This is a genomic window from Polaromonas sp. P1_G4, from assembly GCF_056405475.1.
This window is the reverse complement of the sequence record NZ_JBFUCA010000086.1, coordinates 1-11,548: the sequence shown is the minus strand read 5'-3', so window position 1 is coordinate 11,548 and position 11,548 is coordinate 1. Positions and strand designations below refer to the sequence as shown.

The window sequence follows — 11,548 nt, the reverse complement described above, 5'->3', positions numbered from 1 at the left end:
GGCTGTTGCCACATGAAGCGAAGGGCAGGCGTTGCCTGCCGCATCCATGTTTTTCAGGAAAAGCATCTGCGGATATTTCGGCCAGTCAATGTCTGGAGCGGGTGCGGCCGTGGGCCAGAAATAAAACACCAGCAGGCCCGCCAGGCAGGTCAGCGCAATGGCGCCGCCATAGCGCAAGAGTTCGCGCCGGTCGCCAAAGAAGATGGGCGGCAGCGAGACATAAACCCATAGCGAGAGGTAAACCGGCAAGGCCAGCGGTTCAAAACCGATGAGGTGGTCGGGCCAGGTGAGGGGCATCACCGCGATCGGAAAGGCCGGGTGCTTGAGCAGGTAAAAGTAGGCGCCGAAAAACACGCCGATGAAAAGCATCGTGCCAATGGCTTTCAGATAGATGTGCTGAAAGATAACCCGCCCTATTTGTGACCACGGACTCTGCCGGGTTTTCTGCGTAGGATTCATGCGAGGGCCTGCTGCAKGGTCACCGTGTGCAGGTCGGCGGCCGCAATGGACTCCAGCAGGGCGGGCAGGACATCCAGGATGACCGGAACACCTTGCGGTGTGCGTGCTGCATTGCCGTCATGCAACAGCAAGATGGCGCCGGCTTGCAGCCCGGCCGTCAGTTTGCGTTTTACTTGCTCGGCATTGGTGACGCGGGTGTCAAAGCCGCGCACGGACCAGCTGGTGAGCTTCAGGCCGAGCCGGGCCAGTACCGGGTCAAGAAAGGGGTTGCGCAGGCCGGCGGGAGCGCGAAAGAAAAGGGGCCGCCGGCCCGTCAGGCCGCTCAGTGTGTTTTGCGCTGCCTGCAACTCGCGAAACATGCTGCGCGGGCCCGTCAGGGCAAAGTAGTGGCGGTGGTGCTGGCTGTGGTTTTCAACGGCATGTCCGCGCCGCACAAGCTCGCGGCACAACTCGGGATGGCGGGCGGCTTTGTCACCGACGCAAAAAAAGGTCGCGCGGGCCGCATACCGGTCGAGCAGATCCAGGACTTCGGGTGTCACGGCGGGGTCGGGGCCGTCATCGATGGTCAGGGCGATTTCCCGCCTGGCGACGGAGGCCTGGGGCAGGCGGGTCCAGTTGGGGCCCAGCCACTGGCTGCGGGGCCACATACCCACGACGGTGAGCAACAGATGGTTGAGGACCACGGCGGCAAGCGCCCAGCGCCACCAGCCGGAATCAACAAGGATGGCCGCAAGTGCCGCCGCGTGCAGCGTGATGCTTGCACGTACCAGGATGCTGGGCTTCCACCGGAGGTCAGGCATGGGGCTTCCTGGCAAAAATTGCGGCATAAACCAGCGCCAGGATGACGCCCGGGGCAACGGTAACGCCCATGGCTTGCAGGATGGACACCTTGGAAAAAGCGAGCAGGCCAAACCCTGCGACGGTGGTCAGATTGGCCAGCAGCATGGACGCCAGGGTTCTGGGCGCTATCGGGGCATGGGGCTCGGGCCGGTCAAAAAACAGCGCGTAGTTGGAGCCCACGGCCACGACCAGCAACAGGCCCACCAGGTGCAGGATGATCAGTTGCTGGCCCAGCAGGGCCAGCCCGGCCGTGACTGTGACGACAGCGGCCGCCAGCGGCGCAATGATCCGCAGCACCCGGGACGGGGACCGGAAAACCACCAGCAGCAGGGCCACGAGGACAGCCAGCCCGCCCAGCGACAGCACGATGGCTTCGTGCAGGTAGCTGGAATACAAACGGTCAGACTCGGTTTTCATGTCGACAAAAAGTACGCCAGGCAAGGGCTTGGTGGCCAGCGCGGCGCGAATGTTGTCGGCGTCGATGTTTCGTCCCTGGGACGCAGTCAAAGGTAGCAGGGCGCTCCAGCGGCCGTCTTTACCAATGAGCAGCGCGGCCAGGGCCATGGCCATCGAGGTTTTTTCAAGGTCGGCTGGCTGCAGCAAGGGCTGGCTGCGGGCGGCAGCGACCTCTGCCAGGAAAGGTGAAAACACCCCCGGGCGCACTGGCAGCCCTTGCGTGGCCTGGGTCATGCGGGCCTGCAACACCTCAGCAGCGGGCAGGCTGGCCTGGCGGGCGCGTTGCGTGGCCACGCTGGGGAGGTAGCGGCTGGGGCTCTCAAACCCGGCAATTTCACCGCGCTCGACCTGTGCCTGGAGCAGGGTTGAAACCTGTTCGGCGGTCTGGAGTACCGACTCCTGGCTGGCGCCGGAAACCACCACCACATAGCGCACGTCAGGCGCTCCCATATCGGCACGCAGGCTTTCATCCAGCGCCACATCGGCTTGCGAGACCGGGCTGAGCGAGGAAATCTTGTCGTTGAACAGGCTGGCGTGATTTCCCGCAAGGACGGCACAGGCGGCTATCAGCAGGGCCGCGGCAGGCCATCGCAACAAGGCCGCATGTTGCACCAGCCCCTCCAGCGCCCGCCCGATGGCCGACACATCATGGATGCGGAAATGGCGCGGTAGCAGATGCGGCAGTACATAGCGGGTCACGGCGGCGGCCACGACCAGGCCGGCAATCGAATACAGGCCGAGTTGCGCCAGGCCCGGAAAGCCCGAAAACAAGAGAGAGGCAAAGCCGGCTATGGAGGTCAGAACGCCGAGCCGGACGGTCGGCCAGAAGCGCTTGACCCAATGCGCCTGGTCGGCGCCTGCATCTTCGGACTGCACAAAAAGATAGATGGAGTAGTCCACAGCTTCGCCGATCAGCGCTGTGCCGAAGCCCAGCGTGATGCCGTGCACCGACCCAAAACCCAGGCTGACTGCGGCAATCCCCGCCAGCGCGCCGCTCAGCACGGGCAAAAATCCGAGCAAAAGGGCGCTGACAGAACGGTAAACCAGCAGTAACAGCGTCGCGATCAGCACCACGCTGATCAGCGAGAGGTGGCTCACCTGGCTTTGAATGGTTTCGCGGGACGTGACCGAAAATACGCCAGGGCCTGTCATGACGAAGCTGGCACCAGCTGAGGAACCGCCCGCCGCATCGAAGGCCTGGCGAATCGCGGCCATGGCACGTTGCTGGGCATCGGTGTCAGAGCCTGCTGCGTGGGTCTGCAGCAGCATCAGTGCCCGCTTGCCGTCACGGGAAGTCCAGGCGCCATGGGCCTGTTGCGGCTGGCTTCCGCCGTTGAGCTGGCCCAGCAACTGCACCATTTCGCCGGTAGGGTCGCGGGGCAGCAGGGCCTTGACCATCAGTCCTGCGGGCGAAGCGAGCAATTCGATGCTGTCAGTGAGGGCCGTGTGCAACCCATCCGCGCTGAATCGTTCCGGCGTCACTGAAGGGCTCAGCAGATAGCGATGGTTGAGCAGGAAATTGCGGTCCCGCTCGCTATTGACGGGTTCGCCATTCGCCACGCTGGCAAAAGCGGAATCGGTGCGCAGCTGCTGCGCCATTTTTTTGGAAAGCGCTGCACGTTGAGGGGCGTCGGAGCCTTCTATGCCTACCAGGACAAGGCGCGAGGCCAGGCCCTCGGTCAGCTGGTCCATCAGCAGTTGTTGCTCGGGTGTGGGAGTACGCGGCAAAAACGCCGACAGGTCGGTCGTGAACTGTGTGCGGCTGATGACAATGCCGCAACCGATCAGGAATGCCAGCCATACCGCAATGGCTGCCATGCGGCCGCGTGCGCCGTTCATCACGGGGTGGCCACTTGCTCGATGGTCATGGTGGAGCTGTCGCCATCGGCTTGGGCGATGTCGATGTTGCGCAACTGGTCACGCACACCCGTAATGCGGATGCGTTGGATCACCGCCTGCATTTTGGGATCGACGGGCTGCAATTGCAGGGTCCAGCGTTCGGCCGTGCCTTCGAGGCTGAGCCGGTAGTTGCGCTCTAGGGCGCTGCGGTCGCCCGCCAGGGTGCCGCGAATGCTGTCAATGAATGCGGCCAGCTCGGGGTACGCCTGGAGCCGTAACTGGTATTTTTGCTTCCCGCGTTCAATCACCAGTTCTCCGCCGTTCACCACCATGGATTCAGGCTTCGGTTTGAGCGTCCGCTTTTCCAGCCGGTCTGGCGCGGTATAGAGCAGTTCCCCGGACGATTCCACCGGTTTGTCGAGCAACGCAATGCTCTTTTTTTCGACGAAGGTGGCGCGGCCCGACTTGGTTTGCGCCAGCGAATCCATCAGTTGCTGAAGGTCCCAGGCGGCCAGCGCTGCCGGGCTCAATGCGGCCAACACCAGACCCACCACAACTGCGGCCAGCGCGAAGACGGGCCGTGACGGCTGTTGCGTGATGTGCGATGAGGCGGGGGTGGATGTTTGCTGAATAAGGTGTGTCATATGCTCAGGTGTTTTGTTCGGGCTGGCCGGACTGCCGCGGCGCAGGTCGCCAGAAATCAAAAAAATTGAACCAGTTGTAAGGCGCGCTGCGGCAGTATTGCGCCATCAGTGCAGCATAGCGCGTCATGGCGGATTGCACCGCCGCTGTGCGGCCGCGCGAAGGTAGCGTCGAGAAATCCGCCAGAGGTTCGAAATGAATGTCATAACGATTGCCGCCGCGGTACAGCCCCGTCATGAACAACACGGGGCGTTTCAGGATGGCGGCCATGCGAAAAGGACCCAGCGGCAGCTCGGCGGCGTCTCCGAGGAACTCGATGGAATAGGTGTCGTCCTTGCCCAGTGACCGATCACCCAGCATGCCGACGACGGCACCCTCATCCAGCAGTTCGTGCACCCTGATCATGGAATCGATATGTCCCAATGCCACGACGTCCAGCTGCGCTTTGGGATTGATGGCGCCCATCGCCGCGTTGATTTTCCGCGCGTTTTCCTCGTACATCACCATGGCAATGCGCAGGCCCGGTTGCTGGCGCCCGATGGCCCGCAGAACTTCAAAACTGCCCAGATGGGCGCCGATGAGGAACACGCCTCTTCCGTCAGCCACCACCTTGTCGATCAGTTGCTGGTTGTGCACCCGGATATCAAACAGCTCGAAGCGGTCATTCAGCAGGTAAACACGGTCGTGAATGGCAGAAGCAAAACTCAGGAAATGCCGGAACAGATGACGCCAGCCGACCGCAGCGGGCGACGGCAGGTCGAACACGCGCCGCAAGTAGTTTCGCGACGTCCGGCGCGCCGCCGGCGCGAAAATAAGGAAATAGGCTGCAATCCCGTAAAGGACGATGCGGCTGGCGCTACGGCCCAGGTTCAGCGAGATCCAGGTCATGACACGCAGCATGAAGCCGTTGCTGCGTTCCGGGAGCTGCTGCCATTCGGCGCCGGATGTCGCATTGGCTCCGCGTGGCGTGTTCATGGCTGCGGCGATAGCAGCAAGGTTCCGGTGGCAACTTTTCGGTCGCCGCTGGAAATGTCAAAGCGCGTGCTGCCGGAGGCGGCGGTGCTGCAGGAGATGGTCAGCGTCTCACCGGGCCCCACCGTGCTGAGGAATTTCGCCGAGCTGATCTGGCAGACCTCCGGGGCATGGCCGGTACGTGCGTGTTGTACCGCGTGTATGGCGGCGTCGAGCAACACCACACCGGGAACAATGGGTGTACCGGGGAAATGCCCGGCAAGCGCCGGATGGTCAGGGGCGATGGAAAACCGGGTTTCGCCCGGAACGGGAGATTTCTTTTGAAGATGGTCGCGCGCCAGGGTAACCAGCGTATCGCGCGGCAATTTCCCGGTGCTGTTGCGTGGCAGGCTGTCGAGCAGCACGAGGGGCCGCGGGATGAAGATGGCGTCAATCCGCTCCCTCAGTGCCGCCAAAAGGGCCGGCGCCGTCAGGCCCGGCGCCACAACGAAAGCCATCAACCGTACCACGGTGTCGCCGGAACCCTCGTCCGGCATGAAGAAGGCGCCGTCCATCACGCCCGGTATGGCGTGGAGCTGATGGTTCAGGTAGCCCAGCGAGCTTCGCTTGCCCGCGATATTGATCAGGTCGGCAGTCCGGCCGTGCAAAAGAAATTGTGTGTCCGACACCGACTCCAGTTCATCGGCCAGCGGGGTGGGTTGGTCGACATGGCCGCCTGAGGCCCAGGTCTGGCCTTGCCTGATGCTCAGCGTGACGTCCGGAAAGAGTGTCCACGCCAGGGCCTCGGTCATGCGTCGCGTGGCGATTTGTCCCGTTTCGGTGGAGCCGTAGATTTCCAGCAGAGGAACCTGCAGCCGGGCTTCGGTGGCCAATGCCAGCTGGGGTGGCAGGGGTGCCGTGGCGGACAGCACGAGGTCAACCTGCGGAATGTCCAGGCCTGAAGCCAGCAGCGCTTTCAAATGCACGGGCGTGGTCACCAGCATGCGGGGGCGCTCCGCTTGCGCCAGTGCGGCGCAGATATCGGCCGGATAAAACGGATGGGCAGCCACCAGAATGGCGCCACTTTGCAGCGGCAGCAACACGGTGGACTCGAAGCCGAACATGTGCTGCGGAGGCACTGTCGCCACGATGCTGTGCTTGCGGCCATCCAGCAAGCCGAGCCGGTCGGCTTCAGCCCGCGCGCTGCGAACCAGCCCGCCCCAGCTTTTCCGGTGCGCCACCGGCGTGCCGGTCGAGCCGGAGGTGAACATGATGGTGRCAATGCGCGATGCGGGAATTTGCGGAATATCGCACTGCATGCCAGTTGCGGCGCCTGGCGGACGTGGCGTCATCGCATCCGTCCAGCTCAGTAACGGCAGGGCCAGGGACTGTGGCTGGTCCGCGAGGCAAAACACGTCTGGTGCAAAGCTGCGGACCTGTTTCACCATTTCCGGCGTCAGCGTGGGTGGCAGCAGGCTGACCTTGTCTGCCAGCAGGGCGGCCGCCATACCCACGGCAAACCGGTAGCGGTCTGCGCAGACATTGAGAACATGCTTGCCTGAGGGCAGGGCCGCCGCAAGCTGCCTGACATCGGTCAGAAAATGTTCAACGGTAACGGCCTGGCCATGGCTGCAAGCCACAACGTCTTCAGCCCGGGTGTGCGAGATCAGCGGAAACGTCGTCATGGCCGGCGCGCGCGGCTTTCTGCGGAAGCCTGCCGGTAGGCGCGAATGGCCTCCAGCGGACCGGCACGATCTGCTGCCGGCAATGCGTAGCAGCGAACGGCATATTCCGCTGCAAACATCAGTGCGAGCAGGGGAATGCCCAGAAGATTGGCAAAAGTGGACCACACAGTAATGGGCGCCAACCAGAACAGCAGCAATGAAAAGCCCGCAATGATTCCGAAATACAAGGCCCACGCCAAGGTGGCCGACCGCGTGTAAGAAACAAGCGCAGGCGAAAGCTCGCCATGCACGATGCGGGCAAATTGCGCAATCATCGGTGTGCGGCCGCGCACGAGTGTCCGGCCGAAAGTTCCGCACAGCAGGGCATATGTGCCCGCATGCTGAAGCAGGAAAACCCAGTTGTAATGGGTGATCAGCCATTCCCTGAACAGATAAAACCCGAGGCAGGCTACACCACAAAGGGCCAGCATGACAGGGCGCTGCGGTGAACGCCAGGCCAGGACAACGGCCAGCACCAGCAGCGGAAGCACGGCGACCAGCGCCTCAAGCAAGCCCGGCGCCGTCGATGCCGCGGCCAGATGGGAAAGCACAGCGTAGCCGATTCCCAAAGCCGCGATGCCGCCCCAGCGACAGGCTTGGGTAAACCGTGTCGCCAGCACAGCTGTCACTGGGTTCGCCAGGCGGCAATATGGTCGCCCAGGCTTCGCAGCGAATGAAAGATGGCGTGGTTGTCTTCGTGGTCCGCCCTGAGCTGCAGGCCATAGTGTTTGGAGACAACCAGCGCAATTTCCAGGATGTCGATGGAATCCAGCCCCAAGCCGTCGCCGTAGAGCGGTTCGTCGGGTTGTACATCGTCGGCGCTCACCTCAAGGTTGAGGGCGCTCACCACCAGTTCCGCGACCTCGCGCAGCAAGGCTGCATCAGCCGATGTGGAAGAGGTTTTTACGGTGGATTCAGGCATAGTTTTATTACTAGTTATTACCAGGTGCGAAAACAGTTCGGTCGGGGCCGCTGCGTGCATGCGACTCCCTGCGCAGTGCGGAAATTTTAGCTGAGGCTATACGGCTCAAGCCTTCATCGCGGCCTTTGCYTACAACGGCTGGTGCTAGAAGGGTGCGTCCGGTGTGGTGTTGGCACGTACCGCGGAGGACTTGATCTTTTTGGCGGTCAGCTTTGGTTTGTCTGCGGGCTGGGCGGTGGCGTCGGCGGTCTCGGTGCTCATAGTGTCTTYCTGCAGGGCCTGCCGTACCGTGGCTTTGTCGCCGGCGCCAGCAAATTTGCTGTATTTACCCAAAGTGGCCACCATCTGCCCGTAAATGCGCGGATTGCCGGCCACACATTCGCCGTGGTCAATGAAGTCAGCCTCGCCGGTAAAGTTGCCGATCAGGCCGCCGGCCTCGGTAACCAGCAGCGAGCCGGCCGCCACGTCCCAGGGCTTGAGGCCGGTTTCAAAAAAGCCGTCGCTGAAGCCAGCTGCCACGTAGGCCAGGTCCAGCGCCGCAGCGCCCGGGCGGCGCACGCCGGCGCACTGGCTCATGACTTCACCGAGCATGTTGAGATAGCTTTTGAGCTTGTCACCGGGGCGGTAGGGGAAACCGGTCGAGATCAGGCATTCCTGCAGCCGGGTGCGCTTGGCTACACGGATGCGGCGGTCGTTCATGTAGGCGCCGCGGCCTTTGGTGGCGCAAAAAATGTCGTTGCGGGTGGGGTCATACACCACGGCCTGCTCGACCTTGCCCTTGACGGCCAGCGCGATGCTGACGCAATAGACGGGAAAGCCGTGGATGAAATTGGTGGTGCCGTCCAGCGGGTCGATGATCCAGACGAAGTCGGAGTCTTTGGCGCCATGCTCGCTGCCGGATTCTTCGGCCAGGATGCCGTGGCCGGGGTAGGCCGTCAGCAGCGTTTCGATGATCGCAGCTTCAGCAGCTTGGTCGACCTCGGTGACAAAGTCGTTGGTCTGCTTGACCGATATGCGAACCGATTCGACGTCAAGCGCCGCACGGTTGATGATGGCGCCTGCAGCGCGCGCAGCCTTGATGGCCACGTTGAGCATGGGGTGGAGATTGCTGGACATAACTTGTAGGGAAGAGCGGAACGAACCGGCGCCGGCGATGCGGGCGGCGGGCAATGCCGGTATTTTCCCATAAACGCGAACCGTCCTTTCCCAGCCCCTTCCCAAGGTCGATATCGCGTCCCAATCGTCCAGAAACCTGTTCTAGGCGCCTTCCGCGATCAGGAAATCCGAGTCAGCGTGTTGCTGGCGTATCGCCCGGGCCGCCTGGTATTCAGGGCTGGCATAACAGGCCCTGGCGGTCGCCATGTCGGCAAACTCCACGACGACGTTGCGCTCGCGCGAGCTGCCCTCCATGCATTCGTACGCGCCGCCGCGCACCAGAAAGCGCGCCCCGAACTTCTCGAAGGCCGGCCGCGCCGCCGTGAGGTAACGAGGATATTCCTCAATGTTGYGCACCGAGACGCGCACGATCCAGTAAGCCTTTGCCATTCTTGTTCCTTGGGTGGTGTGAAGTGATGAAGGCTGGACGATACGCGTGACAATTCATTCTGAAAAATGAATAATAAAGATAATTAATATCTTTTCAAGAGATCATGGAGCTGAGCGACCTGGTTATTTTTCGTGCCGTGGTGGAGGCGGGCGGGGTGACACGTGCTGCCGAGCGCCTGCACCGCGTGCAGTCCAACATCACGACGCGTATCCGCCAACTGGAAGAAAAGCTCGGCGTGCCGCTTTTTATCCGTGAGGGCAAGCGGCTGCACCTGTCGCCAGCTGGGCAGATCTTGCTGGACTATGCCGGGCGCCTGATCAGCCTGGCTGAAGAAGCACGCGATGCTGTGCAGGGAGGGCAGCCGCGCGGCGTTTTTGTGCTCGGTGCCATGGAAAGCACTTCGGCTGTGCGGTTGCCGGCCCCTCTGAGCGATTTTGTGCGTCTCTATCCGGAAATCAGGCTCGCGCTAAAAACCGGCAACCCGCAGCAACTGGCCGCAGCCGTGCTGGCGGGGGAGATGGACGCGGCGCTGGTCACTGGGGCTATTGCGGAGGGTCCCTTTGAACGGGAGGCGATTTACACCGAGGAACTGGTGATTGTTGCGAGCGCCGCGCATCCGCCTGTGACGCAGGCAAACAGCGAGCCTCCGCGTGCCATGGTGGCTTTTGAAAAGGGCTGCCCGCATCGCGCACGGCTGGAAGCCTGGTACTTGCTGAAAAACAGCATGCCGGTGCAGACGATTGAAATCACGTCCTACCATGCCATGCTGGGCTGCGTGGTGGTGGGCATGGGCATTTCGCTGGTGCCGCGCAGCGTGCTGGCAACCTTTCCGGAGCGTGGCCGGCTCAGTATCCACGCATTGCCGCCGGGCAGCGACTGCGCCCAGACTGACCTGATCTGGCGCAAAGGGGCGAAGTCGCCAAAGGTGGATGCATTGCTCCGCGTCCTGAAGCCGCCGGCATAGGACAATCCAGCTCCATGCACACGCGATTCATCCTGATCAATACCAGCCATGCGGGCAATGTGGGGGCCACGGCCCGTGCCATGAAAACCATGGGCTTTGACGACCTGGTGCTGGTGGCGCCGCGCTGGGCCAATGTGCTCAACCGTGAAGAAACCATCCAGCGGGCCAGCGGGGCGCTCGACGTTCTCAAAAACGCCCGCATTGTGGCCACGCTGGACGAGGCCGTGGACGGCATGGCGCACCTGTGCGCCACCGCCATGACGCCACGCGACTTCGGCCCGCCCACGCAGGCGCCGCGCCAGCACTTTGCACAGCTGCTGGGCCTGGCAGGTCTGCTATCAAAAGAGGAGCTGCTCGCGCACGTCCCTATTGCCCAGAAGACAGATTCCGTTGCGTTTTTGTTTGGTTCCGAGCGCTTCGGCATGCAGAACGAGGACGTTTACCGCTGCCATGTGGCGTTGAGCATTCCGACCGACCCGAAGTTCGGCTCGCTCAATCTGGGCGCGGCGGTGCAGCTGATTGCCTATGACTGGCGCCAGGCGCTGGGCGGTTTCAGCGTGCAGCCCGCCACGGCGGAGCCGACGCTGGCCGACGCGGCCGCAGTGGCGGGCATGCTCAGGCACTGGGAGGAGGCCTTGACCGGCATCGGCTTCCTGGATCCGGCCTCGCCCAAAAAACTGATGCCGCGCCTGAACCAGCTGTTCAACCGTGCCCAGCTCAGCCCCGAGGAAATCCACATCCTGCGCGGTGTGGCCAAAGCCATGCTGCAGAAGGCCTCCGAAGCCAGGGGCAAAAGCGTGGTCCCAGCAAGCAGTTCACAGCCTCAGTAGACTTCGCCTATGTTTTCCCGACTTCGCTCCGACATCCAGTGCATTCTTGACCGCGACCCTGCCGCGCGTACGGCCTGGGAAGCACTGACCTGCTACCCCGGCGTGCATGCGCAGGTGCTGCACCGCCGGGCGCACTGGTGCTGGAACCACGGTTTCAAGTGGCTGGGCCGTTTCATTTCGCATTTTTCGCGCTGGGTAACAGGCATTGAAATACACCCTGGCGCCAAAATTGGTGAACGCGTGTTTTTCGACCATGCCATGGGAGTCGTCATCGGCGAAACCGCTGAAATCGGCGACGGTTGCACGATTTACCAGGGTGTGACGCTGGGCGGTACCTCGCTGTACAAGGGCACCAAACGCCACCCAACCCTGGGC

The 11,548-nt window shown here is 62.5% G+C and carries 13 protein-coding genes; 3 read left to right on the top strand and 10 right to left on the bottom strand.

What is annotated here, in order from left to right; translation table 11 throughout:
* The 10 genes from AC1D1X_RS06530 to AC1D1X_RS06485 all read right to left on the bottom strand — a co-directional run.
* Positions 1-369 (bottom strand): phosphatase PAP2 family protein (locus AC1D1X_RS06530; protein WP_477698004.1); only part of this gene is annotated, 369 nt, incomplete at its 3' end.
* Between the two features lie 86 nt (positions 370-455).
* The gene (locus tag AC1D1X_RS06525) at positions 456-1,259 is read right to left on the bottom strand and encodes a polysaccharide deacetylase family protein (RefSeq protein WP_477698003.1); all 804 of its coding nucleotides are present in this window, start codon (positions 1,257-1,259) and stop codon (positions 456-458) included.
* Positions 1,252-3,594: an MMPL family transporter gene (locus AC1D1X_RS06520; protein ID WP_477671556.1), complete on the bottom strand. Its 2,343-nt coding sequence runs from the start codon at positions 3,592-3,594 to the stop codon at positions 1,252-1,254. The genes AC1D1X_RS06525 and AC1D1X_RS06520 overlap by 8 nt, the downstream gene beginning before the upstream one ends.
* Positions 3,594-4,238, bottom strand: a complete 645-nt coding sequence (locus AC1D1X_RS06515) for a LolA-related protein (protein ID WP_477671557.1) — start codon at positions 4,236-4,238, stop codon at positions 3,594-3,596. The genes AC1D1X_RS06520 and AC1D1X_RS06515 overlap by 1 nt, the downstream gene beginning before the upstream one ends.
* 4 nt (positions 4,239-4,242) lie before the next feature.
* Positions 4,243-5,211: an LpxL/LpxP family acyltransferase gene (locus AC1D1X_RS06510; protein ID WP_477671558.1), complete on the bottom strand. Its 969-nt coding sequence runs from the start codon at positions 5,209-5,211 to the stop codon at positions 4,243-4,245.
* Positions 5,208-6,872 carry an AMP-binding protein gene (locus tag AC1D1X_RS06505; protein WP_477698002.1) on the bottom strand — a complete coding sequence of 555 codons (1,665 nt, stop codon included), beginning with the start codon at positions 6,870-6,872 and terminating at the stop codon, positions 5,208-5,210. Before AC1D1X_RS06505 ends, AC1D1X_RS06510 begins: the two co-directional genes overlap by 4 nt.
* The gene (locus AC1D1X_RS06500; RefSeq protein ID WP_477671560.1) at positions 6,869-7,540 is read right to left on the bottom strand and encodes a COG4648 family protein; all 672 of its coding nucleotides are present in this window, start codon (positions 7,538-7,540) and stop codon (positions 6,869-6,871) included. Before AC1D1X_RS06500 ends, AC1D1X_RS06505 begins: the two co-directional genes overlap by 4 nt.
* Entirely contained in the window at positions 7,537-7,833 is a 297-nt protein-coding gene (locus tag AC1D1X_RS06495; RefSeq protein ID WP_457279104.1) for a phosphopantetheine-binding protein, read from the bottom strand. Before AC1D1X_RS06495 ends, AC1D1X_RS06500 begins: the two co-directional genes overlap by 4 nt.
* 144 nt (positions 7,834-7,977) lie before the next feature.
* Positions 7,978-8,949 (bottom strand): inositol monophosphatase family protein, encoded by a 972-nt coding sequence (locus AC1D1X_RS06490; protein ID WP_477698001.1) that lies wholly within the window; start codon positions 8,947-8,949, stop codon positions 7,978-7,980.
* 141 nt (positions 8,950-9,090) lie between these two features.
* Positions 9,091-9,378 (bottom strand): DUF1330 domain-containing protein, encoded by a 288-nt coding sequence (locus AC1D1X_RS06485; RefSeq protein ID WP_477698000.1) that lies wholly within the window; start codon positions 9,376-9,378, stop codon positions 9,091-9,093.
* Between the two features lie 104 nt (positions 9,379-9,482).
* Here AC1D1X_RS06485 and AC1D1X_RS06480 point away from each other — a divergent pair, with 104 nt between their 5' ends.
* The 3 genes from AC1D1X_RS06480 to AC1D1X_RS06470 form a co-directional block, all read left to right on the top strand.
* Positions 9,483-10,343 (top strand): LysR family transcriptional regulator, encoded by an 861-nt coding sequence (locus AC1D1X_RS06480; protein ID WP_477671563.1) that lies wholly within the window; start codon positions 9,483-9,485, stop codon positions 10,341-10,343.
* A gap of 14 nt (positions 10,344-10,357) precedes the next feature.
* Entirely contained in the window at positions 10,358-11,173 is an 816-nt protein-coding gene (locus AC1D1X_RS06475) for an RNA methyltransferase (RefSeq protein ID WP_477671564.1), read from the top strand.
* Positions 11,174-11,182: 9 nt separating this feature from the next.
* Positions 11,183-11,548: serine O-acetyltransferase (locus tag AC1D1X_RS06470; protein ID WP_477697999.1), on the top strand; the 366-nt coding region annotated here is incomplete at its 3' end.

What these genes read in the sequence shown, in the direction of transcription:
- AC1D1X_RS06520 (WP_477671556.1), bottom strand. Translation starts at nt 3,594, where the DNA reads ATGAACGGCGCACGCGGCCGCATGGCAGCCATTGCGGTATGGCTGGCA.
- AC1D1X_RS06515 (WP_477671557.1), bottom strand. Translation starts at nt 4,238, where the DNA reads ATGACACACCTTATTCAGCAAACATCCACCCCCGCCTCATCGCACATC.
- AC1D1X_RS06510 (WP_477671558.1), bottom strand. Translation starts at nt 5,211, where the DNA reads ATGAACACGCCACGCGGAGCCAATGCGACATCCGGCGCCGAATGGCAG.
- AC1D1X_RS06495 (WP_457279104.1), bottom strand. Translation starts at nt 7,833, where the DNA reads ATGCCTGAATCCACCGTAAAAACCTCTTCCACATCGGCTGATGCAGCC.
- AC1D1X_RS06480 (WP_477671563.1), top strand. Translation starts at nt 9,483, where the DNA reads ATGGAGCTGAGCGACCTGGTTATTTTTCGTGCCGTGGTGGAGGCGGGC.
- AC1D1X_RS06475 (WP_477671564.1), top strand. Translation starts at nt 10,358, where the DNA reads ATGCACACGCGATTCATCCTGATCAATACCAGCCATGCGGGCAATGTG.